The organism is Burkholderia sp. ZZQ-2 (assembly GCF_050768715.1).
GTDB classification, from domain to species: Bacteria; Pseudomonadota; Gammaproteobacteria; order Burkholderiales; family Burkholderiaceae; genus Burkholderia; species Burkholderia cepacia.
Window position 1 is genome coordinate 1 of sequence record NZ_LDVA01000275.1, and the last position, 24999, is coordinate 24999.

Annotated in this window: 23 protein-coding genes and 7 tRNA genes; 24 read left to right on the forward strand and 6 right to left on the reverse strand. The window is 64.0% G+C overall.

Annotated features, from left to right (window positions below; translation table 11 throughout):
* From ABY44_RS22230 to ABY44_RS22240, 3 genes are all read left to right on the forward strand, one after another.
* Nucleotides 1–174, forward strand: a 174-nt coding sequence (locus ABY44_RS22230) for a TilS substrate C-terminal domain-containing protein (RefSeq protein WP_431642111.1), incomplete at its 5' end; no start/stop codon positions are given.
* 343 nt (nucleotides 175–517) lie between these two features.
* The gene (locus tag ABY44_RS22235) at nucleotides 518–1771 is read left to right on the forward strand and encodes an aspartate kinase (RefSeq protein ID WP_027787050.1); all 1254 of its coding nucleotides are present in this window, start codon (nucleotides 518–520) and stop codon (nucleotides 1769–1771) included.
* 110 nt (nucleotides 1772–1881) lie between these two features.
* A tRNA-Ser gene (locus ABY44_RS22240) sits at nucleotides 1882–1975 on the forward strand.
* Between the two features lie 418 nt (nucleotides 1976–2393).
* Here ABY44_RS22240 and ABY44_RS22245 read toward each other — a convergent pair.
* Nucleotides 2394–3326, reverse strand: a complete 933-nt coding sequence (locus ABY44_RS22245; RefSeq protein ID WP_059694738.1) for a LysR family transcriptional regulator — start codon at nucleotides 3324–3326, stop codon at nucleotides 2394–2396.
* A 68-nt stretch (nucleotides 3327–3394) separates the two neighbouring features.
* On the opposite strand from ABY44_RS22245, the gene ABY44_RS22250 reads away from it, so the two are divergent.
* Complete coding sequence (locus tag ABY44_RS22250) at nucleotides 3395–4171, forward strand: SDR family oxidoreductase (RefSeq protein WP_431642096.1); 777 nt, start codon at nucleotides 3395–3397, stop codon at nucleotides 4169–4171.
* Complete coding sequence (locus tag ABY44_RS22255) at nucleotides 4164–4562, forward strand: GlcG/HbpS family heme-binding protein (protein WP_027787053.1); 399 nt, start codon at nucleotides 4164–4166, stop codon at nucleotides 4560–4562. The genes ABY44_RS22250 and ABY44_RS22255 overlap by 8 nt, the downstream gene beginning before the upstream one ends.
* Nucleotides 4563–4959: 397 nt before the next feature.
* Here ABY44_RS22255 and ABY44_RS22260 read toward each other — a convergent pair whose 3' ends face one another.
* Nucleotides 4960–5331: a hypothetical protein gene (locus tag ABY44_RS22260; protein WP_124532620.1), complete on the reverse strand. Its 372-nt coding sequence runs from the start codon at nucleotides 5329–5331 to the stop codon at nucleotides 4960–4962.
* A gap of 601 nt (nucleotides 5332–5932) precedes the next feature.
* On the opposite strand from ABY44_RS22260, the gene ABY44_RS22265 reads away from it, so the two are divergent.
* From ABY44_RS22265 to ABY44_RS22290, 6 genes are all read left to right on the forward strand, one after another.
* A complete protein-coding gene (locus tag ABY44_RS22265; RefSeq protein ID WP_027787055.1) occupies nucleotides 5933–7462 on the forward strand; it encodes a complex I subunit 4 family protein in 1530 nt (509 codons plus the stop codon).
* Nucleotides 7463–7732: 270 nt separating this feature from the next.
* On the forward strand, nucleotides 7733–8620 hold the full coding sequence (gene cyoA, locus ABY44_RS22270; RefSeq protein WP_060169941.1) for a ubiquinol oxidase subunit II: 888 nt from the start codon (nucleotides 7733–7735) through the stop codon (nucleotides 8618–8620).
* Between the two features lie 3 nt (nucleotides 8621–8623).
* Complete coding sequence (cyoB, locus tag ABY44_RS22275) at nucleotides 8624–10630, forward strand: cytochrome o ubiquinol oxidase subunit I (protein WP_021162481.1); 2007 nt, start codon at nucleotides 8624–8626, stop codon at nucleotides 10628–10630.
* A complete protein-coding gene (gene cyoC / locus ABY44_RS22280) occupies nucleotides 10630–11238 on the forward strand; it encodes a cytochrome o ubiquinol oxidase subunit III (protein ID WP_021162482.1) in 609 nt (202 codons plus the stop codon). Before cyoB ends, cyoC begins: the two co-directional genes overlap by 1 nt.
* On the forward strand, nucleotides 11239–11571 hold the full coding sequence (gene cyoD, locus ABY44_RS22285; protein WP_011352504.1) for a cytochrome o ubiquinol oxidase subunit IV: 333 nt from the start codon (nucleotides 11239–11241) through the stop codon (nucleotides 11569–11571).
* A 330-nt stretch (nucleotides 11572–11901) separates the two neighbouring features.
* Nucleotides 11902–12267 (forward strand): hypothetical protein, encoded by a 366-nt coding sequence (locus ABY44_RS22290; protein WP_027787057.1) that lies wholly within the window; start codon nucleotides 11902–11904, stop codon nucleotides 12265–12267.
* A 315-nt stretch (nucleotides 12268–12582) separates the two neighbouring features.
* On the opposite strand, the gene ABY44_RS22295 is transcribed toward ABY44_RS22290, so the two are convergent.
* Together ABY44_RS22295 and ABY44_RS22300 are read right to left on the reverse strand one after the other, a co-directional pair.
* Nucleotides 12583–12966 carry a hypothetical protein gene (locus tag ABY44_RS22295; protein ID WP_155647991.1) on the reverse strand — a complete coding sequence of 128 codons (384 nt, stop codon included), beginning with the start codon at nucleotides 12964–12966 and terminating at the stop codon, nucleotides 12583–12585.
* A 423-nt stretch (nucleotides 12967–13389) separates the two neighbouring features.
* Nucleotides 13390–13516: transfer RNA gene (locus ABY44_RS22300), tRNA-Arg, on the reverse strand.
* 75 nt (nucleotides 13517–13591) lie between these two features.
* Here ABY44_RS22300 and ABY44_RS22305 point away from each other — a divergent pair.
* From ABY44_RS22305 to ABY44_RS22325, 5 genes are all read left to right on the forward strand, one after another.
* Entirely contained in the window at nucleotides 13592–14275 is a 684-nt protein-coding gene (locus tag ABY44_RS22305) for an ABC transporter substrate-binding protein (protein ID WP_148668953.1), read from the forward strand.
* A gap of 50 nt (nucleotides 14276–14325) precedes the next feature.
* A complete protein-coding gene (locus ABY44_RS22310; protein ID WP_027787059.1) occupies nucleotides 14326–15369 on the forward strand; it encodes a microcin C ABC transporter permease YejB in 1044 nt (347 codons plus the stop codon).
* A 48-nt stretch (nucleotides 15370–15417) separates the two neighbouring features.
* Nucleotides 15418–16515, forward strand: coding sequence for an ABC transporter permease (locus tag ABY44_RS22315; RefSeq protein WP_060084336.1), 1098 nt, complete (start codon nucleotides 15418–15420; stop codon nucleotides 16513–16515).
* Nucleotides 16512–18134 (forward strand): ABC transporter ATP-binding protein, encoded by a 1623-nt coding sequence (locus ABY44_RS22320; RefSeq protein ID WP_027787060.1) that lies wholly within the window; start codon nucleotides 16512–16514, stop codon nucleotides 18132–18134. Before ABY44_RS22315 ends, ABY44_RS22320 begins: the two co-directional genes overlap by 4 nt.
* 128 nt (nucleotides 18135–18262) lie before the next feature.
* On the forward strand, nucleotides 18263–18937 hold the full coding sequence (locus tag ABY44_RS22325; RefSeq protein WP_027787061.1) for a C40 family peptidase: 675 nt from the start codon (nucleotides 18263–18265) through the stop codon (nucleotides 18935–18937).
* Nucleotides 18938–19081: 144 nt separating this feature from the next.
* On the opposite strand, the gene ABY44_RS22330 is transcribed toward ABY44_RS22325, so the two are convergent.
* Nucleotides 19082–20008, reverse strand: a complete 927-nt coding sequence (locus ABY44_RS22330) for a patatin-like phospholipase family protein (protein ID WP_060169938.1) — start codon at nucleotides 20006–20008, stop codon at nucleotides 19082–19084.
* 280 nt (nucleotides 20009–20288) lie between these two features.
* On the opposite strand from ABY44_RS22330, the gene gltX reads away from it, so the two are divergent.
* The 7 genes from gltX (at nucleotide 20289) to ABY44_RS22365 (ending at nucleotide 23363) form a co-directional block, all read left to right on the forward strand.
* Nucleotides 20289–21698, forward strand: a complete 1410-nt coding sequence (gltX, locus tag ABY44_RS22335) for a glutamate--tRNA ligase (protein WP_027787063.1) — start codon at nucleotides 20289–20291, stop codon at nucleotides 21696–21698.
* Between the two features lie 128 nt (nucleotides 21699–21826).
* Nucleotides 21827–21902: transfer RNA gene (locus ABY44_RS22340), tRNA-Ala, on the forward strand.
* A gap of 141 nt (nucleotides 21903–22043) precedes the next feature.
* Nucleotides 22044–22119, forward strand: a tRNA-Glu gene (locus ABY44_RS22345).
* Nucleotides 22120–22198: 79 nt separating this feature from the next.
* A tRNA-Asp gene (locus ABY44_RS22350) sits at nucleotides 22199–22275 on the forward strand.
* Nucleotides 22276–22338: 63 nt separating this feature from the next.
* Nucleotides 22339–22414: transfer RNA gene (locus ABY44_RS22355), tRNA-Glu, on the forward strand.
* Between the two features lie 73 nt (nucleotides 22415–22487).
* A tRNA-Asp gene (locus ABY44_RS22360) sits at nucleotides 22488–22564 on the forward strand.
* A 334-nt stretch (nucleotides 22565–22898) separates the two neighbouring features.
* Nucleotides 22899–23363: a GNAT family N-acetyltransferase gene (locus ABY44_RS22365; RefSeq protein ID WP_027787064.1), complete on the forward strand. Its 465-nt coding sequence runs from the start codon at nucleotides 22899–22901 to the stop codon at nucleotides 23361–23363.
* A 26-nt stretch (nucleotides 23364–23389) separates the two neighbouring features.
* On the opposite strand, the gene ABY44_RS22370 is transcribed toward ABY44_RS22365, so the two are convergent.
* Nucleotides 23390–24265: an AraC family transcriptional regulator gene (locus ABY44_RS22370; protein ID WP_059585839.1), complete on the reverse strand. Its 876-nt coding sequence runs from the start codon at nucleotides 24263–24265 to the stop codon at nucleotides 23390–23392.
* A 279-nt stretch (nucleotides 24266–24544) separates the two neighbouring features.
* Between ABY44_RS22370 and ABY44_RS22375 the strand changes: the two genes are divergently transcribed.
* On the forward strand, nucleotides 24545–24958 hold the full coding sequence (locus ABY44_RS22375) for a gamma-glutamylcyclotransferase family protein (RefSeq protein ID WP_059651599.1): 414 nt from the start codon (nucleotides 24545–24547) through the stop codon (nucleotides 24956–24958).
* Nucleotides 24959–24999: the final 41 nt, after the last annotated feature.

The following is a 24999-nucleotide window of genomic DNA, read 5'->3' on the forward strand; positions in this document are numbered from 1 at the left end:
GAGCGCGGCGTGCCGGCCTGGCAGCGCGACGTGCCGCTCTTGTTCGCGGGCGAGCGGCTGATCTACGTGCCGCGGCTCGGCATCAATCGCGATGTCGGCGCGTTCGGCAGCGAGGCGGCAGGCGACGGCATCTGGCGCCGGATCGAATGGCGTCCCGACCTGCTGATCGCGTAACGGCGGGCAGGCTTCCGGCGGCGCGATGGCGCGCGCATTTTCACCATTTGGTAAACAGCGCCGGAACGGCTCCGGACGCGGCGAGCGGCTTGTCAAGCGGGCCTCTATCGGGTACGCTCGGTCGTTTGCTCGGCTCGATTTTTGAGCGATTTGTGCAGGTTTTCCGCGTGACGTACCCGGTTTGCGCGGCCTGATCGGCCTTCCGGGCAAAATCCGTCACGCTTGCGTGTTGCGTCCCAGCCGTCCCCCTCGTCGTCCGTCCACAGCCACAAGCCGCGTGACCGAACGGCTACGCGGCCTGCCCAGCGCGCCCGTGCGGTTTCTCCTCCAGTTCAGAACGACAATGGCACTCATCGTACACAAATACGGCGGCACTTCGATGGGCTCGGTCGAGCGCATCAAGAACGTCGCGAAACGCGTCGCAAAATGGCATCAGGCCGGGCACCAGATGGTGGTCGTGCCTTCGGCGATGTCCGGCGAAACCAACCGTCTGCTCGGTCTTGCGAAAGAGATTTCGAGCCAGCCGAGCCCGCGCGAGCTCGACATGATCGCGTCGACCGGCGAGCAGGTCAGCGTCGGCCTGCTGTCGATCGCGCTGCAGGAAATCGGCGTCGAGGCCGTGAGCTACGCGGGCTGGCAAGTGCCGATCAAGACGGACAGCGCGTTCACGAAAGCGCGCATTCACTCGATCGATGACGAGCGCGTGAAGGCCGATCTGAATGCAGGCAAGGTCGTGATCATCACGGGCTTCCAGGGCGTCGATCCGGACGGCCACATCACGACGCTGGGCCGTGGCGGCTCGGATACGTCGGCGGTGGCGGTCGCGGCTGCGCTGGGTGCCGAAGAGTGCTTGATTTACACGGACGTCGACGGCGTCTACACGACCGACCCGCGCGTCGTCGAAGAGGCGCGACGCCTCGATCGCGTGACGTTCGAGGAAATGCTGGAAATGGCCAGCCTCGGCTCGAAGGTCCTGCAGATCCGCTCGGTCGAATTCGCCGGCAAATACCAGGTGAAGACGCGCGTGCTGTCGAGCCTGACCGATCCGCTGATTGCGCTCGACGAAGAAATGCGCTCGGGCACCCTGATTACTTTTGAAGAAGACGAGACCATGGAAAAGGCAGTCATTTCCGGCATCGCGTTCCAGCGCGACGAAGCACGCATTGCTGTGATGGGCGTGCCCGACAAGCCGGGCATCGCGTATCAGATCCTCGGCCCGGTCGCGGATGCGAACGTCGACGTCGACATGATCATCCAGAACCAGAGCGTCCAGGGCAAGACCGACTTTACGTTCACGGTCGGCCGCGGCGACTACCAGAAGGCGATGGACATCCTCACCAACCAGGTGAAGGGCCACGTGAACGCCGAGCAGGTGCAGGGCGATCCGAAGGTGTCGAAGGTGTCGGTGGTCGGTGTCGGCATGCGTTCGCACGTGGGTGTTGCGAGCAAGATGTTCCGCACGCTGTCGGAAGAGGGCATCAACATCCAGATGATCTCGACGTCCGAAATCAAGATTTCGGTGCTGATCGACGAGAAATACATGGAGCTGGCCGTCCGCGCGTTGCACAAGGCATTCGAACTCGACCAGGCATCGTGAATTTTTCGTGATGCATTGAAGAAAATGCATCACGGAAATTGACGTGCGGTTCGAAACCCTATATTATTTCGTTCTCGTCGCACTGCCTCCCTGGTGCGAGCGAAAGTTTGGGAGACGTGGCCGAGAGGTCGAAGGCACTCCCCTGCTAAGGGAGCATCTGGGCCAAAACCTGGATCGAGGGTTCGAATCCCTCCGTCTCCGCCAAAAGCGGTGACAAAGCCCCGCAAGTTCTCGGACTTGCGGGGCTTTTTCTTTTTGACCATCAAATCAACTCACAAGCTTCCTGTGAGCATGAGCACGACGAACGAGCGGTTCACCGGTCGCAGTCGTTCTGATGCCGAGTGAATATTCGCGCGGTGAAGGGTGATCACTCGTCAAGCGGCGATCCGTGTCCGCGTGCGGCATGCTTGAGCCGGACTCGGTGATTTCCTGAACCATCTCAAGTCGACTCGAGAAAGTGAGTTCCTTCGGCTGGGTTCCCGGAAGGTTGGGTGTTTGGCGGCTTTCAGTCTTCCAGACTCAGTCCGGATGAGCCATCGATACAACCTGTCGAAGCTTCGCAGCTAACCCGGCGGTATCGTGCGACTGGCGCGAATACGAGCCGGCCTTGCCATGCAAAAACTCAACTGCGCAGCTGCTCGCCCTTGATAAAGGCAATCAGGGCGCGCAGAGCCTGCGAGACATGACGATGGCCGGGATAGTAAAGGCATAGTCCCGGAAAAGGCGGACACCAGTCGTCAAGAACGCGTTCGAGGCGTCCGTCACGCAAGGCCTCGACGACGAGGTGGTCAGGGACGAAAGCGATGCCTATGCCGTCCATGGCGGCGTCGACCATCAGCGGTTGGTCCGTCAAAGTAAGCGGGCCCGAGACATCGATGGTCTCGCTCACGCCGCGTCGCTCGAATTCCCACTGGTAGATCGCGCCGCTCTCGAAGCGAAAGCGAATACAGTCGTGTCGATAAAGATCGTGCGGCGTAGTGGGGCGTCCATGTGCAGCGAAATACGCGGGCGACGCGACTGCTGCGAAACGAACGTTGCCCATGATCGGAACGGCCACCATGTCCTGCGGCACGGCCTCGGCCAGTCGGATGCCCGCGTCGAATCCCGCTGCAACGATGTCACCGAGGCGGCCGTCGCTCACGATGTCGAGATGCACGTCCGGATACGACTTCAGGAAGCTTGCCAGGATGGGACGCAGGATGAGGCGGATGGCGCCTTCGCTTGCATTGATGCGCACGGTTCCGCTGGGAGCCAGACGGAGATCGTCGACTTCGCGCATCGCTTCGTCAATGATCGAAACCGCCGGCCGGAGTCTGGCTGCAAGACGCTCGCCGGCCTCGGTGAGCGAGGTGCTGCGAGTCGTTCGATTCAGGAGCCGGACGCCCAGACGCCGCTCGAGCGCTTTTACCGAATGACTGACCGCTGACGGCGTGATCTCGAGTTCGGTCGCTGCTGCGCGAAAGCTTCGTCGTGTTGCAACGGCCAGGAACACGGTGAAAGAAAAAAAATCGAAGCTCCTTGATTGGTGAGTAACTCTCATCGTTTCATCAAGCATTGGTGATCTTGTTTTGATACTAGGGGCTCCCTACACTGGGTGCAACTATTTCAGTCAAGGAGCGCCAGATGTCTCGAAAGATATTGATCACGGGTGCCAGCTCAGGTTTTGGGCGTGGTGCGGCAATCGAACTTGCACGCCTTGGCCACCACGTCGTGGCGACGGCCGAAACGTGGCCGCAGGTTCGCAGCCTGCGTGCGGACGCAGCCGAGGCCGGTGTGGTGCTCGAGGTGATCAAGCTGAATCTGCACGACGCGATCGACATCGCTCACGCGGGCTCGTTCGATCCCGATGTCCTGGTGCTGAACGCCGGCGTCATGGAAGGCGGATCGATCGTCGACATCCCGATGCAGCGCGTTCGGGAGTCCTTCGAAATCAACGTCTTCGGCCATCTTCAACTGGTACAGGCGATCGTGCCGAAGATGGTGGCACGCAGGTCCGGAAAAGTCGTATGGACCTCGTCGATGGGGGGCATTCTGGTTGTCCCGTTTGTCGGTGCCTATTGCGCGACCAAGCATGCGATCGAGGCCATCGCCGGGTCGATGAAAGCGGAACTCGAACCCTTTGGCGTCAAAGTCGCGACCGTGAATCCGGGCGTTTTCGGTACCGGATTCAACGACACTGGCGCCGAGAGCTACGTACAGTGGTACGACGCCGATTCCGCCGTTGTGCCGATGCCGGATTTCGGCGACAGCCTGATGAACCAGGCCGACCCCAGGGAGATGATCGACGCCATGGTCGAGATCATTCCGGCCGATACGCATTTGTATCGAACCATGCGCCCCTTTGCGACGATTGACGCTGCGAAGCAGTGGCAAGAGACTGAGTGGACGCAAAATGCCTGAGCTCACGTTGGAGCGGGCGGATCGGATCGTGGCCCAGGGGCGTGCCGCAGCCCAGGACGCGGGACTCAATGCCGTGTTTGCAATTCTGGATGCGGGTGCGCACCTGGTCACTTTCTCGCGGATGGACGGGGCATGGCTTGCATCGAATGAACTGTCGATTGCAAAGGCCCGGGCTTCGGTGATGTTCCGGGCGCCGAGCGAAGCGCTCAATGTCCCGTGGCAGGCGGGCCAGCCAGTTCCACACTTCGACCACATCCATGCAGGCGGGCTGTTGCTGATGGGAGGAGGAGTGCCTCTCTTGGATGGCGATGGCCAACTGATCGGCGCCCTCGGTGTGTCCGGCGGTACACCCGAGCAAGATGCGGTACTTGCTCGTGCTGCGATTGCCTGAGCGCTGGAGGTGGTGGGCGAGACTCCGATACCTCGGCTATCGCGTCGATCCGCGGCGACACGTCACGGTTTCGTCGTCGGCATGTTGTGGGCGCTGGCCCGCTTGGCGTGCCAGTCGTCCTGTGTATCGCGCGGTTGTGTACTCGCGCAGGAAGAAATATTCACGGCCCGCGTCAAGAATGTATATCTGCGATGCGTAAGGTGAGGGCGCGACAGCCTGCCACGACGGTGGACGACCCGCGCGTTGGAATATTCACTGCGCGCACCGAAAATGCATACGCGCCATGCAGGTAGCGGGTGCGCATCCGCCCGCTGTGGTGGCGGCTGGCGCAAGCGACCCCATATTTACTTCGACAGCCCGGATGTTGCGCGACCGGTTGTTCGGGCCGCGCTTCGGATCAACCGTCGATTTCGCTCGAATCGAACGTGATTTGCACATCATGGTCCGCAGGCCGGTACGACGCGGCGTAACCACACTGTTTGCCAGCGAAGATGATCGTGCGCTTGCAGACCGGCGAATTGAAGTCCATCGGCGTTTGCTTGATCAGCTTGGTGTCCGGGCAGGATGCGGACACGTTCGGCAGCTTCTGTTGCGCGGATTCGCTCGCCTGATTCGCGTCCATCCCACGATCTTTCGCGGTGCGCGCCCGCTGAGCAGCGGTGGATGCGCGACGGTTTGCGATCGTATTTTCACGGGCAGCGTCGCTGTTGGCGTTTCGCCGCTTTCGCTGCGGTTGCAGTTTCTGCGGCGTATTCTGCGCGCTTGGCAACCATCATCACGCCGACCATCGGCGCCTGACAGCGGTTGGCGTCGCAAATTGCTCCGGCTCCTTGCCGAGCGGAAAGGTGACTACGTAAAGCACGTTGATGGGTATCGGCTTGCTGTTCCAGTCCGCCCCCACGGGAGCGTGGAGGGTGGGCGGCGCGGCCATTCACTCGATCCGCGTCGAGCAAGACGAAATGAAATAAAAATGAAAGTTAGTCTGTAAGAAATCAGCGCTGCATTCTCACCGTCTTGTTTGGTGCCAATCAGCTCGTTCCGACCCTCCGGAATGGCAGGCGGATGTCAAAAATGCGGCGCTGCGTCGATTTTTGCAATCTGTCTGATCGATCAATACAAAAAATTACTCATAAAAATCAGCAAGATAAGGTGGGTTGTGAAAAACGATGCTCTGCTGCGATGCAGAAAATAATCAATCGCCTTATGCTGGTTAACCCGATCGCGTTTGAGCGGCGTCAAGCTTTCCCGTGATGCCGCTTTACATTTTGCCAACATTGGCGATTCACGAAATCTTTCTGTCGATTTGATTTCGTTCCTTTCGTCTCGCCTGTCTCCGATGCAGTGCGCGACTTCATCAAGGCCCTGTTGACATGCATGATTTCCCCTTCCTGAGCCTGGCCATCTGGGCTCCGATCCTGTTCGGCGCGTGCCTGCTGCGCGCCGGTTCCGACCATCATCCACGTCGAACGCGGCTGATCGCGCTCGTCGGCGCGCTGGTGGGGCTTGCGGCCGTCGTTCCGCTGGTCGCCGGTTTCGATGCGCACTCGGCCGCGATGCAGTTCGTCGAGAGCCGCAACTGGCTGGCGGCATTCAATTCCGGATGGCGGGTCGGCATCGACGGCGCGTCGCTGTGGCTCGTCGTGCTGACCGCGTTCACGACGCTCGTGGTGGTCGTGGCGTCGTGGGAGTCGGTCACGGTGCGCGTCGCGCAGTACTACGCGTCGTTCCTGATCCTGTCGGGGCTGATGGTCGGCGTGTTCGTCGCACAGGACGGGCTGCTGTTCTTCATCTTCTTCGAGGCGACGCTGATCCCGCTTTACCTGCTGATCGGCACATGGGGGCGCGAGCGCCGCGTGTACGCGGCCGTGAAGTTCTTCTTCATCTCGTTCGCCGGCTCGCTGTTGCTGCTGATGGCGATGCTGTACCTGTACGCGCAGTCGCACACGTTCGACATGGCCGTGTGGCGCACGCTGCAGCTCGGCTTCGCGCCGCAGTTGCTGGTGTTCCTCGGCTTCTTCGCCGCCTTCGCGGTCAAGGTGCCGATGTGGCCGGTCCACACGTGGCTGAGCGACGTCTATACCGACGGCCCGACGGGCGCGGCGCTGATGCTCGCGATGCTCAAGCTCGGCGGCTACGGGTTCCTGCGCTTCGCGCTGCCGGTGACACCCGACGCGAGCCACTTCTTCGCGCCGGCCGTGATCGCGCTGTCGCTGTTCGCGATCGTCTATGCGAGCCTGATCGCGCTCGCCCAGACCGATCTCGGCAAGCTGCTCGCGTATTCGACGGTCGCGCACATGGGGATCGTCACGCTCGGGCTGTTCCTGTTCAACCGGATCGGCGTCGAAGGCGCGATCGTGCAGCTCGTGTCGTACGGCTTCGTCGCGGGCGCGATGCTGTTGTGCGTGAACGTGCTCGTCGACCGCACGAAGCAGCGCGAGATTGCCTCGTACGGCGGCGTCGCGGGCGTGATGCCGCGTTTCGCGACCTTCACGGTGCTGTTCGCGATGGCCAACGTCGGCCTGCCGGGCACATCGGGCTTCGTCGGCGAGTTCATGGTCATCATGGGCGCGATCCGCTTCAACTTCTGGATCGGCGCGATCGCGGCACTGACGCTGATCCTCAGCGCGTCGTACACGCTGTGGATGCTCAAGCGCGTCGTGTTCGGCAAGGTCGCGAGCCAGCGGATCGCGAAGCTCGCCGACCTGAACCGTCGCGAGATCGTGATGTTCGCGTCGCTCGCCCTGGTCGTGCTGGCGGTCGGCATCGATCCGAAGCCGTTCACCGACGCGATCGATCCGACCGTCGGAAGGCTGATCGAAGACGCGAGCCATTCGAAGCTGCCGGCAGGGGACGGCCCTGCGCAGCCGCAGCCGTCGTACATGGCATCGACGCACGGCTGATCGCGGCACGTCGCGCGAACGGGGCTCATCGCGCGGCGGTGAGGCCGTTGCGTACACATCGATCGCGGTCCGGCGCAGGTAGCGCCGGGCCCGCTTGCGGCTGCGTGAAATTGCCCCGCGACAATGTGTCTCACAACAGATTCTGCAATGATGATTTTCCGCATTAGCTGGTTCTTCATCGCACTCGCGCGACGTATGATTCGGCCACTTTCGTGGATCGAATGCGCATCGGGCATACGCAAACGGATTCAATGACCCTCGGGCGGTGTGATGAAAAGAAGAGCTTCAAAAGGCGGGGTGGCGCTGTTGTCGATCGGCGCGGCCCTGAGCCTGTCAGGCTGTAATTTAGATGTACTAAATCCGAAAGGAAGCGTGGGTGCTGCCGAAAAGGCGCTGATCGCGACGTCCACCTGGGCGATGCTGGTCGTCGTCGTGCCGGTGATCCTGCTCACGCTGTGGTTCGCGTGGCGATACCGCGCGTCGAACCGCAACGCCACCTACGCGCCGAACTGGTCGCACTCGACCGCGATCGAGGTCGTGATCTGGACGGTGCCGACGCTGATCATCCTGTTCCTCGGCGTGCTCACGTGGAAGACCACGCACGAGCTCGACCCGTACAAGCCGCTCGAGTCGTCGGTGAAGCCGATCGACGTCGAGGTCGTCGCGCTCGACTGGAAGTGGCTGTTCATCTATCCGGAACTCGGCATCGCGTCGGTGAACCAGCTCGCGATTCCGGTCGGCACGCCGGTGAACTTCCGCATCACGTCGGATTCGGTGATGAACTCGTTCTTCATCCCGCAGCTCGGCGGCCAGGTCTACGCGATGGCCGGCATGCAGACGCGCCTGCACCTGATCGCCGACGAGCCCGGCAACTACGCGGGCACGTCCGCCAACTTCAGCGGCCGCGGCTTCTCCGACATGAAGTTCCGCACGCTCGCCGAGCCGCGCGAACAGTTCGATGCATGGGTGCAGAAGGTGAAGGCCTCGCCCGACCGTCTCGACGCGACCGTGTACGGTACCGTCGCCCAGCCGAGCGAGAAGGCGCCGGTGCGCTACTTCTCGTCGGTCGATCCGCGGCTCTTCCACAACATCATCGCGAAATACAACGATGGCCACGTCCTCGACCTGAAGGACGCCGCCTGCGGCACGAAGGGGTAACGCATGTTCGGCAAACTCACACTTTCGGCGATCCCGTTCGATCAGCCCATCATCATGGGGGCAGGCGCCTTCATGGGGCTGGTCGTGCTGGGCATTCTCGCCGCGCTGACGATCACCGGCCGGTGGAAATGGCTGTGGACGGAATGGCTGACCACGGTCGACCACAAGAGACTCGGCGTGATGTACATCATCGTCGCGCTGATCATGCTGCTGCGTGGCTTCGCCGACGCGATCATGATGCGCATGCAGCTCGCGCTCTCGTACAACGGGCCCGGCTACCTGCCGCCGCACCACTATGACCAGGTCTTCACGGCACACGGCGTGATCATGATCTTCTTCATGGCGATGGTGTTCATGGTCGGCCTGATGAACCTGGTCGTGCCGCTGCAGATCGGCGCGCGCGACGTCGCATTCCCGTTCATCAACTCGCTCTCCTTCTGGATGACGGCCGTCAGTGCGATCCTGATCAACGTGTCGCTCGTGATCGGCGAATTCGCGCAGACGGGCTGGCTCGCGTATCCGCCGCTGTCGGAGCTGCAGTTCAGTCCGGGGGTAGGGGTCGATTACTACCTGTGGGCGCTGCAGATATCGGGCGTCGGCACGCTGCTGACCGGCGTGAACTTCTTCGTGACGATCATCAAGATGCGCGCGCCGGGCATGACGCTGATGAAGATGCCGGTGTTCACGTGGACCGCGCTCTGCACGAACGTGCTGATCATGGCGTCGTTCCCGATCCTGACCGCGACGCTCGCGCTGCTCGGCCTCGACCGTTACCTCGGCATGCACTTCTTCACGAACGAAGCCGGCGGCAACGCGATGCTGTACCTGAACCTGATCTGGGCGTGGGGCCATCCGGAGGTGTACATCCTGATCCTGCCGGCGTTCGGGATCTTCTCGGAAGTCATCGCGACGTTCGCGAAGAAGCCGCTGTTCGGCTACAAGACGATGGTGTACGCGACCTGCGCGATCATGGTGCTGTCGTTCCTCGTGTGGCTGCACCACTTCTTCACGATGGGCTCGGGTGCGAACGTGAACGCGTTCTTCGGCATCATGACGATGATCATCGCGATCCCGACCGGCGTGAAGGTGTTCAACTGGCTGTTCACGATGTACCGCGGCCGGATCGAATTCACGACGCCCGTGCTGTGGACGATCGGTTTCATGGTCACGTTCACAATCGGCGGCATGACCGGCGTGATGATGGCGATTCCGGGTGCGGACTTCGTGCTGCACAACAGCCTGTTCCTGATCGCGCACTTCCACAACGTGATCATCGGCGGCGTGCTGTTCGGTTATCTCGCGGGCTTCAACTACTGGTTCCCGAAGGCGTTCGGCTTCAAGCTGAACGAGAAGCTCGGCAAGGCTGCGTTCTGGTTCTGGCAGGTCGGCTTCTACGTCGCGTTCGTGCCGCTCTACGTGCTCGGCTTCATGGGCATGACGCGCCGGCTCAACCACTACGACAACCCCGCCTGGCATCCGTGGCTGCTGGTCGCCGCATTCGGCGCCGTGCTGATCGCGGTCGGCATTGCGTGCCAGTTGCTGCAACTGGTGGTCAGCATCCGCAACCGCAACCTGCCGGCATACCGCGACACGACGGGCGATCCGTGGGGCGGCCGCACGCTGGAGTGGGCGACCTCGTCGCCGCCGGCCGACTACAACTTCGCGGTGATCCCGCAGGTGCGCACGCTCGACGCGTATGCGGACATGAAGGCACGCGGCGAAGGCCGGCCGAACCCGGCGTCGTTCCGCGACATCCACATGCCGTCGAATACCTGCGCGGGCCTCGTGGTGGCGATCTTCAGCCTGGTGCTCGGCTTCGCGCTGGTGTGGCACATCTGGTGGATGGCGATCGGCGGGCTCGTCGGGATCGTCGCGACGCTCGTGATCTACAGCTCGCGCGATAACGACGGTTATTACATCCCTGCGTCGACGGTGCGCAAGACCGAAGACAAGCAGCCGACGCAGCGCGTGGCCGCGCGCGTCGACGACGTGGAACTGGAGGCCAACTGATGTTGCAGAAAACCTTGAGCGCGACCCTGCTCGAGCACGACGACCATCCGCCGTCGCATTCGGTGTTCGGGTTCTGGCTGTACCTGATGACCGACTGCGTGATCTTTGCCGCGCTGTTCGCGACGTTCGCGGTGCTCGGCCAGCAGTATGCGGGCGGGCCGACCGCGAAAGACCTGTTCGACATTCCGGGCGTCGCGGTGGAAACCGCCGCGCTGCTGCTGTCGAGCATCACGTACGGTTTCGCGATGCTCGCCGCGTACAAGCAGCGGCGGGGCGCGCTGCTCGCATGGCTCGCGGTGACGTTCGTGCTCGGCGCGGCGTTTCTCGTGATGGAACTGCGCGAGTTCTCGCACCTGATCGCGGAAGGCGCGGGCCCGCAGCGCAGCGCGTTCCTGTCGGCGTTCTTCACGCTGGTCGGCACGCACGGGCTGCACGTGACGGCCGGGCTGCTGTGGATGATCGTGCTCGCCGGGCAGATCGTGTTTCGCGGCGGCGACCTGACCGATCGCGACCTGCGACGCCTGACGTGCCTGAGCCTCTTCTGGCACTTCCTCGACATCGTGTGGATCTGCGTGTTTTCCTTTGTTTATCTCGCGAGCGTGATCTAAATGGCCCATTCGCATTCGTCTCAACTCGAAGAAGGGCACGGCAGTGTCGGCGGCTATGTCGCCGGCTTCATCCTGTCGGTGCTGCTCACGGCCGCGTCGTTCGGCCTCGTGATGGGCGGCGTGCTGTCGCCGCACGCGTCGCTGATCGCGCTTGCCGTGCTCGCGTTCGTGCAGATCGTCGTGCACCTCGTGTACTTCCTGCACATGAACGGCTCGTCGGGCCAGCGCTGGAACGTGATGGCGTTCAGCTACACGGTGCTGACCGCGGCGATCCTGATCGTCGGCACGCTGTGGGTGATGCACAACGTCAGCATGAACATGATGTCGCGCTGAGCGGCATCGCGGCGCGATGCGTCGACCGGAGAAGCGGCACGAAGGTGCCGCTTTTTTTTCGTCCGCGAGGAGGGCGCTGCGGCCCGCGAGGGCGGTACCGGGGGGCATCGACTGTATGATTCGGCGCGTCCGCACTGCCGGTGCGAACGCCGGTCGGCAAGGGCGGAAGGGAGCCTGGGCGCCTCCGTCGGGCCGTCGATTGTTACAAGACGTTAGCGCAAGCTTGCCCTTGCGATGCCGCGCATCAGTTCTTACAAACTTGAAATATGCGGTGGCAACGCTTGCCGTTATAGTCGAATCACACATCAAACAACCCCCAAAGAGGAATCCATGAAGACCTTGCGTATTGCCTCGCTCTTGACCGGTATGACGGCCTTGCTCGTGTCGGGCGCAGCAATGGCGGGAGTCAATGTCGGGATCAATCTCGGCGTTCCGGCACCGGTCTACGTCGCGCCCGCACCTGTGTATGCGCCGCCTCCGCCTCCGCCGGTCGTCTATCAGCCTGCGCCGGTCTATGCGCCGGCACCCGTCTACGCACCGGCGCCCGCTATCGTGATCGGCTGGCATGGCGACCGCTACTGGGACGGCCGTCGCTACTGGGGTCGCGACGAGTGGTACCACCGTCACGGCGGCCGCCCCGGCTGGGATCGCGGTCACGGCCATTGGGACAACGGTCGCCACAACGGCTGGCGTTGATCGGCAGGGCGCACGCGTGATGTGCGCGCAACGTTCGTTGATGAGGAAACCGCCTGCATGGCGGTTTTCTTTTGGCCCGACGGATTGAATGGGTAGAATCGTCCCTCGTTACTACCCTCATTCGACCGACAGGGCCTCTATGACGAAGGGTTCGCCCCGGGCCGCCGCGCGTGTCCGCCGTGCCGTACGGGTTGCCGGCCGCACGGCCGCGGTGTTCGTGTTGCAGGCGGCGCTGGCCGCGACCGCCGCGCACGCGGCCTACGCCATTGCGCAGTACGGCGAGCCGAAGTATCCGCCGGGCTTCAGGCATTTCGACTACGTCAACCCCGACGCGCCGAAGGGCGGCACGCTCGTGCTCGCGAACCCGAACCGGCTGACCTCGTTCGACAAGTTCAACCCGTTTACGATGCGCGGCAATCCCGCGCCGGGCATCGACATGCTGTTCGAGAGCCTCGCGACCGGCAGCTCGGACGAGCCCGCGTCCGCGTACGGGCTGCTCGCCGACGACATCGACATCGCACCGGATCGCCGTTCGGTCACGTTCCACCTGAATCCGCGCGCGCGCTTTTCCAATGGCGACCCGGTCACGGCCAACGACGTCAAGTTCTCGTTCGACACGCTGAAGAGCAAGCTGGCCGCGCCGCAGTTCGGCGCGTATTTCGCGGAAATCACGAAGGCCGTGGTGGTCGATCCTGCCACCGTGCGTTTCGAGTTCCGCAGCGCGAATCGCGAACTGCCGCTGATCGCCGGCGGCGTGCCGGTGTTTTCGCGCAAGTGGGGATTGCGCGCGGACGGCTCGCGCATCCCGTTCGACCAGCTCGCGTTCGAGCAGCCGATCGGCAGCGGCCCGTACCTGATCGAGCGCTACGACAACGGCAGGACGATCACTTACCGGCGCAACCCGGCGTACTGGGGGGCCAACCTGCCGGTGCGGGTGGGCACCAACAACTTCGAACGGATCGTCTACAAGCTGTACGGCGATGGCGTTGCGCGGCTCGAAGCGTTCAAGGCCGGCGAATACGATGTGCTCGTCGAGTACATCGCGCGCAACTGGACGCGCCGCGACGTCGGCAAGCGTTTCGACAGCGGCGAGCTCGTCAAGCGCGAATTCCGCCAGCACAACGGCGCCGGCATGCAGGGCTTCTTCATGAACCTGCGCCGGCCGCTGTTTCGCGACGTGCGCGTGCGCCAGGCGCTCGACCTTGCGTTCGACTTCGAATGGCTGAACCGCCAGCTGTTCTACAGCGCCTACACGCGTCTGGACAGCTACTTCGCCGACACCGACCTGCAGGCGACCGGCACGCCCGGCCCCGGCGAGCTGAAGTTGCTGGAGCCGCTGCGCGCGCAGCTCGATCCGGCCGTGTTCGGGCCGATGGTCACGCAGCCGGACACGAATCCTCCGGGCTCGCTGCGCGCGAACCTGCTGAAGGCGCGCACGCTGCTCGCGCAGGCCGGCTGGACCTATCGCGACGGCGCGCTGCGCAATGCGAAGGGCGAGCCGTTCACGTTCGAGATCCTCGACGATTCGGGTGCCGCGATGGAAGGTGTCGTGACGGCCTATCAGCGCAATCTGGCGAAGCTCGGCATCGATGCACGCTTTCGCACGGCCGATTTCGCGCTGCTGCAAAAGCGCCTCGACGCGTTCGACTACGACATGACGACGATCCGCCTGCCGGGCGTGCAGGTGCCGGGTGCCGAGCAATACTCGCGTTACGCCAGCAAGTTCGCCGACGAGCCGGGCTCCGACAACCTCATCGGGCTGAAGTCGCCGGCCGTCGACACGCTGCTGCACGCACTCGGCACCGCGCAGTCGCGCGACGAATTGCTCGACGCGACGCACGCGCTCGACCGCGTGCTGATGCATGGCTACTACGCGGTCCCGCAGTGGTACAGCACGACGCACCGGATCGCGTACAAGCGCACGCTTGGCTACCCGCAGACGCTGCCGCTGTACTATTCGGCCGAGGGCTGGGTCGTGTCGACCTGGTGGGCGAAGCCCGATCACTGAGCCACGCCGCCCTACGTCCAACCCCGCCTACCGATCGCGAGTCGACGCCCATGTGGAGCTACATCCTCAAACGCCTGCTGCTGATGATCCCGACGCTCGTCGGCGTGCTGACGCTTACGTTCGCGGTGATCCAGTTCGTACCGGGCGGCCCCGTCGAACAGGCTGTGCAGGAATTGCGCAAGGGCGCGACGGAGCAGGGCGCGGTGCCGTTCGGGATGCGCGCACACACCGGCGTCGACGCACAGCAGCTCGCGCAGCTCAAGGCGCTGTACGGTTTCGACAAACCGCCGCTCGAACGCTACTGGCTGATGCTGAAGCGCTTCGCGCGCTTCGATCTCGGCGACAGCTACTTCCGCCACCAGAGCGTGTGGTCGCTGGTCGTGCAGAAGCTGCCCGTGTCGATCAGCATCGGGCTGTGGACGTTCTTCCTGACGTACCTGATCGCGGTGCCGCTCGGCATCGCGAAGGCCGTGCGCAACGGTTCGCCGTTCGACGTCGCGACGAGCCTCGTCGTGCTCGTCGGTTATGCGATTCCGGGCTTCGTGCTCGGCGTGCTGCTGCTCGTGCTGTTCGGCGGCGGCTCGTTCTGGCAGCTTTTCCCGCTGCGCGGGCTCACGTCGGACAACTTCGCCCAGCTGTCGCTCGTCGGCAAGGTGCTCGACTACCTGTGGCACATCGCGCTGCCGATCACGGCGTCGGTCGTCGGCAGCTTCGCGGTCGTCACGATGCTCACGAAGAATGCGTTTCTCGACCAGATCCGCCGGCAATACGTGCTGACCGCGCGCGCGAAGGGGCTCTCCGAGCGCAGCGTGCTGTGGAAGCACGTGTTCCGCAACGCGATGCTGCCGCTGATCGTCGGTTTCCCGGCCGCGTTCATCGGCGCGTTCTTCACGGGCAGCCTGCTGATCGAGACGCTGTTCTCGCTCGACGGCCTCGGGCTGCTGTCGTACGAATCGGTCGTGCGGCGCGACTATCCGGTCGTGCTCGGCACGCTGTACCTGTTCACGCTGATCGGCCTTGCGACCAAGCTGATCTCCGATCTCTGCTATGTGTGGGTCGATCCGCGCATTCAATTCGACACCCTGGAGCGCTGACATGAAACCGTCCGTCTGCATGCCCGGCGTCACCGGGCGAGGTGCGCGATGAACCGGGCCATCGTGTCGTCCCGCATCGACGCGGCGCGCGCCCGCGTGTCGCCGTCTCCCGCGCGCCGCGTATGGCAGCGCTTCAGGCAGCAGCGCCTCGGCTACTGGAGCTTCGTGATCTTCGTCGTCGCGTTCGCCGCGAGCCTCGCGGCGCCGCTGTGGTCGAACGACAAGCCGCTCGTCGTGCGTTACGACGGCCAGACCTATTTCCCGATGTTCCATGCGTATCCGGAGACGACCTTCGGCGGCGATTTCCCGACCCCGGCCGACTATCTCGATCCGTATGTGCGCAAGCGGCTCGAGGCGCCCGGCAACTTCGTCGTCTACCCGCCGAACCATTACTACTACGACACGCTGAACTATTTCTCGAACGTGCCGAACCCCGCGCCGCCGTCGCGCGCGAACTGGCTCGGTACCGACGCGCAGGGGCGCGACCTGCTCGCCCGGCTCGTGTACGGGTTCCGCGTGTCGGTCGAGTTCGGGCTGATCCTGACCGTGATCGGCACGCTGCTCGGGATCGCCGCGGGCGCCGTGCAGGGCTTCTTCGGCGGGCGCATCGACATCGTCGGGCAGCGCCTGATCGAGATCTGGAGTTCGCTGCCCGAGCTGTACCTGCTGATCATCTTCGCGTCGATCTTCGAGCCGAGTTTCCTGCTGCTGATCGTGCTGCTGTCGCTGTTCGGCTGGATCGGGCTCGCCGACTACGTGCGCGCGGAATTCCTGCGCAACCGCACGCAGGACTACGTGCGCGCGGCGCGCGCGATGGGGCTCACGAACTGGCAGATCATCTGGCGCCATGTGCTGCCGAACAGTCTCACGCCGGTGATCACGTTCTTGCCGTTCCGGATGAGCGGCTCGATCCTCGCGCTCACGAGCCTCGATTTCCTCGGGCTCGGCGTGCCGCCGCCGACCCCGAGCCTCGGCGAACTGCTCGCGCAGGGCAAGGGCAACCTCGACGCATGGTGGATCTCGTTGTCGACCTTCGGCGTGCTGGTCACGACGCTGCTGCTGCTGACCTTCATGGGCGACGCGCTGCGCAACGCGCTCGATACGCGGATCGCCGATTCGGTGCGTGCGGCGGGAGGCCAGCGATGAGCGAACCGGTCGTATCGACGCAGCATGAGCCGCTGCTGGCGCTCGAGCATCTGCATGTGCGCTTCGGCGACACGGTCGCGGTGGACGACGTGACGCTCGAGATCGGTCGCGGCGAGCGCGTCGCGCTGGTCGGCGAATCGGGTTCCGGCAAGAGCGTGACCGCGCTGTCGATCCTGCGGCTGCTGCGCGACGCCGACGTGAGCGGCGCGATCCGCTTCGCGGGGCAGGACCTGGCTGGCAAGAGCGAGCGCGAGATGCGCGGGCTGCGCGGCTCGGACATCGCGATGATCTTCCAGGAACCGATGACGGCGCTCAACCCGCTGTATACGATCGGCGTGCAGATCGGCGAGACGATCGTGCTGCACGACGGCGTATCGGCGGTCGAGGCGCGCAAGCGTGCGATCGCTCTGCTTGCGCGCACGGGCATCGCGGAGCCGGAGAAGCGTGTCGACAGCTATCCGCACCAGTTGTCGGGCGGCCAGCGGCAGCGCGCGATGATCGCGATGGCGCTCGCCTGCCGGCCGCGCCTGCTGCTGGCCGACGAGCCGACCACCGCGCTCGACGTGACGATCCGCGCGCAGATCGTCGACCTGCTGCTGGAACTGCAGCGCGAGGAAGCGGAAAAACGCGGGATGGCGATCCTGCTGATCACGCACGACCTGAATCTCGTGCGGCACTTCGCGGACCGCGTCGCGGTGATGGAGCACGGCCGGCTCGTCGAGAGCGGGCCGGTCGAGCGGATCTTCGCGGAACCCGAGCATCCGTATACGCAGCGGCTGCTGAACAGCCGTCCGCAACGCGCGGTCGCGCCGGTGATGCCGATCGCGCCCGTCGTGCTCGACGCCCGCCACGTGAGCGTGCAGTTCGCGCGCAAGCGGCCGGGCATCGCGGGCTGGTTCGGCTCGGTACCCGTGACGGCCGTCGCGGATGTGTCGGTGTCGGTGCGGCAGGGCGAGACGCTCGGCATCGTCGGTGAATCGGGATCCGGGAAGTCGACGCTCGCGATGGCGCTGCTCGGCCTGCAAAAGACGGCCGGCGGCACGATCGAATTCCAGGGGCGCGCGCTGTCGACCTACCGCGGCCGCGAACAGACGGCACTGCGCTCGAACATGCAGGTGGTCTTTCAGGATCCGTTCAGTTCGCTTTCTCCGCGTCACACGATCGAGCGGATCGTCGGCGAGGGGCTCGAACTGCATCGCCCGGACATGACGCCCGATGCGCGTCGCGCGAAGTCGCTCGCGGTACTGCGCGAAGTCGGCCTCGACCGCACGGTGCTGCACCGTTATCCGCACGAATTCTCGGGCGGGCAGCGCCAGCGGATCGCGATCGCGCGCGCGCTGGTGCTGGAACCGCGCATCCTGATTCTCGACGAGCCGACGTCCGCGCTCGACGTGTCGATCCAGCAGCAGGTGCTCAAGCTGCTCGCGAATTTGCAACAGAAATACAACCTCGGCTATGTATTCATCAGCCATGACCTGGAGGTGATCGGGGCGATGGCGCATCGCGTCGCGGTGATGCAGGGCGGGGCCGTCGTCGAGTCGGGAGAGGTGGCCGACATCTTCACCAGGCCGTCACATCCTTACACACAAAAGCTGTTGAAAGCGGTCTGGAAAGCGTGATAGGTCGCCAATGGTCTGATCATCTCGATTGTATTTATTAATTTGTTTTGACAAACGATTACGCGCTGGCTAGTATCGACCGAAATTTTCCGCCAATCAGCTGATTTTTAAGCAAATTCCATCGACCAATGCAGCATCGATCCCTGACCCAGGCATGCGCGCGCACCATCGCCGGGCTATTCATCGGCGCCCTGTTCGCAGCAGCACCCGGCGCGTTCGCCGACGAAGTCAGCAGTTTTAACCAGAATGTCATAAATTCGACGCAGAACGCGTCGAATTCCTCCCTCCAGCAGACCAGCGCGCAGCCGTCGGGCGGCGGCGCGAAGTCGTTCCTCGCCGGCATGGCCGGCAAGGCGGGCGACGTGGTCGTCGGCGCGCTGAACATGATCGGCGTGCGCTATCGCTGGGGCGGCAACTCGCCGGATTCGGGCCTCGACTGCAGCGGCTTCGTGCGCTACGTGTTCCAGGACACCCTCGGCATGTCGCTGCCGCGTCGTGCGGAAGAGATGAGCCGCGTCGGCGAGAAGGTGAGCATGAGCAACCTCAAGCCGGGCGATCTCGTGTTCTTCAACACGATGCGCCGCACGTTCTCGCACGTCGGCATCTACATCGGCGACAACAAGTTCGTGCACTCGCCGTCGACGGGCAGTACCATCCGCGTCGACGATCTCGATAGCGGCTACTGGGAAAAGCGTTTCACCGGCGCGCGCCGGCTTGAGTCGGAGTTCCCGATGAAGCCGGAAGATCTGCGTCAGCGCGTGCGCGCGACGATTGGCGACGATTCGGCGAACGGCAACAACTGACGTTCGACGGTCGGTCCGGCCGGATCGAAAAAACCCTGTCACCGAAAGGCGGCAGGGTTTTTTGTTTTGGGGCGGTGCAAACGGTGAGACGGTCGCGCCGTCGTTTGAGGGCCGGCGGCGCGCGCCGGCCTGCTCATCGCGTGCTTACGCGGCGGCCACGCCGCGCGCTGCCGCGAGCTTGCGCTGCAGTTCCGGCATGATGCGCGCGACGGCTTCCTCGCCTGCAAGAATGGCCGCGTTGCGCTGGTTGAAGTCGCTGCCGCCCATGGCCGCGAGGTTCGGGCGGATCACGACGTCGGCGTACTTGTCGAGCTCGTAGGTCTTGATCGTCTGGCCCATGATCGTGAAGGTCTGCAGCAGCATCTCGATCGGGTTGTTGGTTGCCGCGCCGTCCGGCCGGGCCGAGATGTCGATCGCGATCACGAAGCTCGCGCCCATCTTGCGCGCGTACGACGCCGGCACGGGGCTCACGAGGCCGCCGTCGACATATTCGCGGTTGCCGATCTTCACCGGTTCGAACACCGACGGCACGCTGCACGATGCGCGCACCGCGAGCCCCGTGTTGCCCTGCTGGAACAGGATCGGCTGACCGCTCTGCAGATCGGTCGCGACAATACCGAGCGGCTTCGCCATCTTCTCGATCGGCCGGTTGTTGAGCGTCTTGTTCAGGAAGTTCTGCAGCGCCACGCCTTGCAGCAGCCCGCGCGAACGGAACGGCAGCGCCCAGTCGCTGATCGCCGCCTGATCCATGTCGAGCGCGATCTTGTTGATCTGCAGTGCGCTCATGCCGGACGCATACAGTGCGCCGACCACCGAGCCCGCGCTCGTGCCCGCGACGATTTCGACCGGGATGCCGCGCGCCTCGAGCGCCTTCAGCACGCCGATGTGCGAGAAGCCGCGCGCGGCGCCGCCACCGAGCGCGATGCCGATCTTCACCGGTTTCTCGCGCGGCTGCGTGGCGCCGGAGGCATTGTCCGAACGGGATTTGTCGCCGAACGACGTGCAGGCGGCGAGGCTGGCGGACGCGGCGGCGATCGTGAAGTGGCGGCGCGACAGGCGAGGGGACGACATCGAATGGTTCTCCGGCGGCTTGGCGGCGGGTTACACGGCCCGCGGCGGCGATAGGTTCCGAGCGGCCGCGCGGCAGGTTCCGTGCGGCCGGTGCCGCGCCGGCTGGCGGCCGCGGCGCGCACATCATAAAGCAAGCGGCGCGCTTGGCGCGATGTCCGGCGCGAGTATAATTCCGGCTTCTTTCCCGTTCCGGGCGCGGCCGGCCCCATTGCTGTCCGGGCTGCCGCCGTCGATCCCGCGTCGAATCATTCATGCGCCCCAGGCGTTCGAGTTACCGTTTATGACCCGTCCTGTCCGTACCCGCTTCGCGCCGAGTCCCACCGGCTTCATCCACCTCGGCAACATCCGCTCCGCGCTCTATCCGTGGGCGTTCGCCCGCAAGATGAAGGGCACGTTCGTGCTGCGCATCGAGGACACCGACGTCGAACGCTCGTCGCAGGAAGCGGTCGACGCGATCCTCGAAGGGATGCAATGGCTCGGCCTGGATTTCGACGAAGGCCCGATCTACCAGATGCAGCGGATGGACCGCTATCGCGAGGTGCTCGCGCAGATGCTGGAGAAGGGGCTTGCATACCCGTGCTACATGTCGGCCGAGGAGCTTGACGCGCTGCGCGAACGCCAGCGCGAGGCCGGCCTGAAGCCGCGCTATGACGGCACGTGGCGTCCGGAGCCCGGCAAGGTGCTGCCGGAGCCGCCGGCCGGCGTGAAGCCGGTGCTGCGTTTCCGCAATCCGCTGACGGGCACGGTCGTGTGGGATGACGCGGTGAAGGGGCGTGTCGAGATTTCGAACGAGGAACTCGACGACCTCGTGATCGCGCGTCCGGACGGCACGCCGATCTACAACTTCTGCGTGGTGGTGGACGACATGGACATGGGCATCACGCACGTGATCCGTGGCGACGACCACGTGAACAACACGCCGCGCCAGATCAACATCCTGAATGCGCTCGGCGGCGAGGCGCCGGTCTACGCGCACCTGCCGACCGTGCTGAACGAGCAGGGCGAGAAGATGAGCAAGCGGCATGGCGCGATGAGCGTGATGGCGTATCGCGACGCGGGTTTCCTGCCCGAAGCGGTCGTCAACTATCTCGCGCGCCTCGGCTGGTCGCACGGCGATGCTGAGATCTTCTCGCGCGAGCAGTTCGTCGAATGGTTCGATCTCGAGCATCTCGGCAAGTCGCCCGCGCAGTACGACCACAGCAAGCTGAGCTGGCTGAACGCGCATTACATCAAGGAAGCGGACAACGCGCGCCTCGCCGAGCTGGCCAAACCGTTCCTCGCTGCACTCGGCGTCGACGATGCGGCGATCGCCACGGGCCCGGCGCTCGATGCCGTGGTCGGGCTGATGAAGGATCGCGCGACGACGGTCAAGGAGATCGCGGAAGGCGCAGCGATGTTCTACCGTGTGCCGGCACCGGATGCCGATGCGCTTGCGCAGCACGTGACCGATGCGGTGCGTCCGGCGCTGGCCGATCTCGTCGCTGCGCTGAAGGCGGCCGACTGGACGAAGGAGGCCGTATCCGCCGCGCTGAAGGCGACGCTCGGCACGCACAAGCTGAAGATGCCGCAACTCGCGATGCCGGTGCGCCTGCTGGTGGCGGGGACGACGCATACGCCGTCGATCGACGCGGTGCTCGTCCTGTTCGGCCGCGATGTCGTGGTGTCGCGTATCGAGGCCGCGCTGGCCTGAGATTCGGGAGCGAGCGAAGCTGCCCGTGCGTGACATCGCGGCAGCTTCGCAAAAAATTTCGCTCCAATCGCAAAAAGGGTATTTACAAGTTCAAAGTAGCTCCATATAATCTCATTTCTGTTCTGCAAGGGGGTATAGCTCAGCTGGGAGAGCGCTTGCATGGCATGCAAGAGGTCAGCGGTTCGATCCCGCTTACCTCCACCATCAGAACAAGCTGGATTGATTTGCGAAGCAGCAGTGGTAGTAATAAATGCTTCACAAAATGATTCAAAGCAGTTAGAATTTCGGCCTTCGCTGTTGATTGAAAAGTGAATAGCGAAAGTCAGACAGATCTGAAAAGATTTTGTCCCCTTCGTCTAGAGGCCTAGGACATCACCCTTTCACGGTGAGTACAGGGGTTCGAATCCCCTAGGGGACGCCAGGATTCAGCGGCGTTTCGTAGAAGTGTCGCAAGGCTCGCAGGAACGTAACCGACGTCCTGCGGGTTGGGTAAGAAAGCTGGAGCGGTAGTTCAGTCGGTTAGAATACCGGCCTGTCACGCCGGGGGTCGCGGGTTCGAGTCCCGTCCGCTCCGCCAGAACGAAGCCCGTTCAAGACGTTTTTGAGCGGGCTTTTGTATTAAAGATGTAAGCAGTACGTTGTCCCCTTCGTCTAGAGGCCTAGGACATCACCCTTTCACGGTGAGTACAGGGGTTCGAATCCCCTAGGGGACGCCAGATTTCGGCGTCGTTCGAACAAACGATGCGCCGGCAGGAAGCAACCGACGCCTGCCAGGCAAGCAGCAAGACTGGAGCGGTAGTTCAGTCGGTTAGAATACCGGCCTGTCACGCCGGGGGTCGCGGGTTCGAGTCCCGTCCGCTCCGCCAAAAATGAAGAAGCCCGCCTCGTGCGGGCTTTTTTATTTGCGTTTCCGGTTGTGCCCGCCGGCGGGTGCGAGACTGCGGAGCGGAGGAAGCCGCCTGCACGGTTTCCGGCGGGGTGCGAAGGGATGCGCGCGCAAGGGGATGCAGGCGAGTCCCGCCCGCCTGCCTGAAAATGAAGAGCCCGCCACGCGCGGGCTTTTGCATGTGTGGCGCCGGTTGTGCCCGCAGGCGGGACATAACCACCGGTCATCACGCGTCGAGCCGCTACGAGAAATCCGCGATTGCATCCGCACGCGACTGCGCTATCGTGGCGGGATGCGTTCTTGACCCCTGCGCGATGCTCGATCCGACCGACCTGCGACTCCTGTATCAGCTCCGGCCTGCGGAGGCCGGCGATTTTCCCTTTGCCGAAGCGCTGACGCACGGCAACATGGGCGGCTATTACAAGCGCCATGGGCTCGTGTGGCGCAGCGACCTGTTCTACGCGAGCTGGCGCGAATCCGAGAACTTCATCCTCGAGGCCGACGGCGAGCGCATCGGCGTGCTGCGCGTGACCGAGGAGGGCGACTCGCTGCACATCCGCGACGTACAGATCGCGGCCGGTCATCGCGGGCAGGGCGCCGGCACCTACATGCTCGACATGTCGCACCGCTGGGCGCGTGCGCGCGGGCTGCACGAACTTCAATTGCGCGTGTTCGTCGACAATCCTGCCGCGCGTCTTTATTTGCGCATGGGCTATCAGGTTGCCGGGTCGCGGCTCGCGCAACTTGGCTCGATCCGCCACATGGTGCGGCCGGTCTGACGCGTTGACGACTCCGAATGACGCGTTCAGCGGACAGCGCCGATGGCGTCGTCGTCCGGGGTTTCGTCGTCCGCGAGGCTGCCTTCCGGGCCGCGGTGTTCGTAGCCGCGCAGCATGAATGCGCGGGGGCTTTCGCCGAATGCGCGCCGGAACATCGCCGAAAAGGCGCTCTGGCTCTGGTAGCCGAGCTCGCGCGCAATATGCGACAGCGGGCGCCCCTGGTTCAGCAGCGGAATGGCCCGTGCCAGCAGTGCCTGCTGACGCCACTGTGAAAAACTCACGCCCAGTTCCTGCTTGAAGAGCCGCGAAATCGTGCGCGTGCTCGCGCCGACCTCGCTTGCCCAGTGCTCGAGCGACTCCGCATGCGCCGGATGCGCGAGTACCGATTCGCACAGCATGCGCAGCCGTTTTTCGTCGGGCATCGGCACCGCGAGCGGCAGCGGTTCGGCGCGACTCAGCTCGTCGAGCACGAGCCCGCACAGCAGGCGCTCGCGCGCGGTGCTCAGGTCGCGCGCGTCGAGCGCGACGATCAGTTCGCGCAGGAGCCCCGTCACTTCGACGACGCGGCACGCGTCAAGCCCTTCCGGCACGATCGACTCGTCGATGTACAGCGTGCGCAAGAACGCCTCTTCGACGATCACGACTTCGTGCGTCACGTGCGGCGGTACCCAGATCGCACGGGACGGCGGCACCATCCATGTCGTGCCGGTCGTCGCGACGCGCAGCACGCCGCGCGACGCGTACGCGAGCTGTGCCCACGCATGCGTATGCAGCGGGATGCGGCGTCCGGCGTCGAGCTGCCGTGCGCGCACGCGCATCGGATGGACGGCGGTCGGCGCGAATTCGGGCGGAATGTCGATGACGTACAGGTTCGGTACGTCGGCTTGGGCGGGCGGATTCATGGACGATTCGGGCAACGCTGCGGCGATGCCGTTATTGTAGAAGGCGCCGCGAAAGCGCATGCGACGGTTTGTCGGGCGATCATGCCGCGCTCAAATGAACTTTGTGTGGGAGCGCCGGAGATTTCAGGGCCGCCCGAAACCAGACGCGCTCGTGGGCCCGAACCATCGGGCCGGTATCGTGGTCTATCGATGCGCGGGGGATTGCGCAAGAATTGCGCACGGATCGCGCATGAATCGCCCGTGAACACGGCAACACACGAATCAAAGAGGAGAACCACGATGCGTTACGTATTCGTCTACGGCACCTTGAGAAACGGGGAGGCCAACGACATCGGCCACGCGGCCGCCAGGCACGGAATTGCCGCGCCGACGCTGCTCGGCGCCGCCGCGCTGCCGGGAGAGCTGTACGATTTCGGCACTTATCCGGGGATGGTTGCCGGATCGGCCGGCAAGTCGCTGGTCTGGGGTGACGTCTACGAAGTCGACGACCGGCTCGTTCCCGTGCTCGACGAGATCGAGCGCGTCTATCCGGGTGTCGACTCGCTGTTCAAGCCGGACGACGTGACCGTCGAACTCGGCGGCCGGCAGTACGCGTGCCTTTACTATCCGGTCGCCGCGCACGCGACAGCCGGGCGTCCGCGCATTGCGTCGGGCGACTGGGTTCAGCACCGGCGCGAGCGGGAAGCCGTCTGACCGGTCGCGCGGCAGCCGCTTCAGCCGCAAAGGAAAAAGCG

What these genes read in the sequence shown, in the direction of transcription:
- ABY44_RS22375 (WP_059651599.1), top strand. Translation starts at nt 24,545, where the DNA reads ATGCGTTACGTATTCGTCTACGGCACCTTGAGAAACGGGGAGGCCAAC.
- ABY44_RS22250 (WP_431642096.1), top strand. Translation starts at nt 3,395, where the DNA reads ATGTCTCGAAAGATATTGATCACGGGTGCCAGCTCAGGTTTTGGGCGT.
- ABY44_RS22370 (WP_059585839.1), bottom strand. Translation starts at nt 24,265, where the DNA reads ATGAATCCGCCCGCCCAAGCCGACGTACCGAACCTGTACGTCATCGAC.
- ABY44_RS22315 (WP_060084336.1), top strand. Translation starts at nt 15,418, where the DNA reads ATGAACCGGGCCATCGTGTCGTCCCGCATCGACGCGGCGCGCGCCCGC.
- ABY44_RS22255 (WP_027787053.1), top strand. Translation starts at nt 4,164, where the DNA reads ATGCCTGAGCTCACGTTGGAGCGGGCGGATCGGATCGTGGCCCAGGGG.
- ABY44_RS22365 (WP_027787064.1), top strand. Translation starts at nt 22,899, where the DNA reads ATGCTCGATCCGACCGACCTGCGACTCCTGTATCAGCTCCGGCCTGCG.
- ABY44_RS22325 (WP_027787061.1), top strand. Translation starts at nt 18,263, where the DNA reads ATGCAGCATCGATCCCTGACCCAGGCATGCGCGCGCACCATCGCCGGG.
- cyoC (WP_021162482.1), top strand. Translation starts at nt 10,630, where the DNA reads ATGTTGCAGAAAACCTTGAGCGCGACCCTGCTCGAGCACGACGACCAT.
- ABY44_RS22320 (WP_027787060.1), top strand. Translation starts at nt 16,512, where the DNA reads ATGAGCGAACCGGTCGTATCGACGCAGCATGAGCCGCTGCTGGCGCTC.
- ABY44_RS22290 (WP_027787057.1), top strand. Translation starts at nt 11,902, where the DNA reads ATGAAGACCTTGCGTATTGCCTCGCTCTTGACCGGTATGACGGCCTTG.
- ABY44_RS22330 (WP_060169938.1), bottom strand. Translation starts at nt 20,008, where the DNA reads ATGTCGTCCCCTCGCCTGTCGCGCCGCCACTTCACGATCGCCGCCGCG.
- ABY44_RS22235 (WP_027787050.1), top strand. Translation starts at nt 518, where the DNA reads ATGGCACTCATCGTACACAAATACGGCGGCACTTCGATGGGCTCGGTC.
- cyoD (WP_011352504.1), top strand. Translation starts at nt 11,239, where the DNA reads ATGGCCCATTCGCATTCGTCTCAACTCGAAGAAGGGCACGGCAGTGTC.
- ABY44_RS22265 (WP_027787055.1), top strand. Translation starts at nt 5,933, where the DNA reads ATGCATGATTTCCCCTTCCTGAGCCTGGCCATCTGGGCTCCGATCCTG.
- cyoA (WP_060169941.1), top strand. Translation starts at nt 7,733, where the DNA reads ATGAAAAGAAGAGCTTCAAAAGGCGGGGTGGCGCTGTTGTCGATCGGC.
- ABY44_RS22245 (WP_059694738.1), bottom strand. Translation starts at nt 3,326, where the DNA reads ATGCTTGATGAAACGATGAGAGTTACTCACCAATCAAGGAGCTTCGAT.
- ABY44_RS22310 (WP_027787059.1), top strand. Translation starts at nt 14,326, where the DNA reads ATGTGGAGCTACATCCTCAAACGCCTGCTGCTGATGATCCCGACGCTC.
- gltX (WP_027787063.1), top strand. Translation starts at nt 20,289, where the DNA reads ATGACCCGTCCTGTCCGTACCCGCTTCGCGCCGAGTCCCACCGGCTTC.
- cyoB (WP_021162481.1), top strand. Translation starts at nt 8,624, where the DNA reads ATGTTCGGCAAACTCACACTTTCGGCGATCCCGTTCGATCAGCCCATC.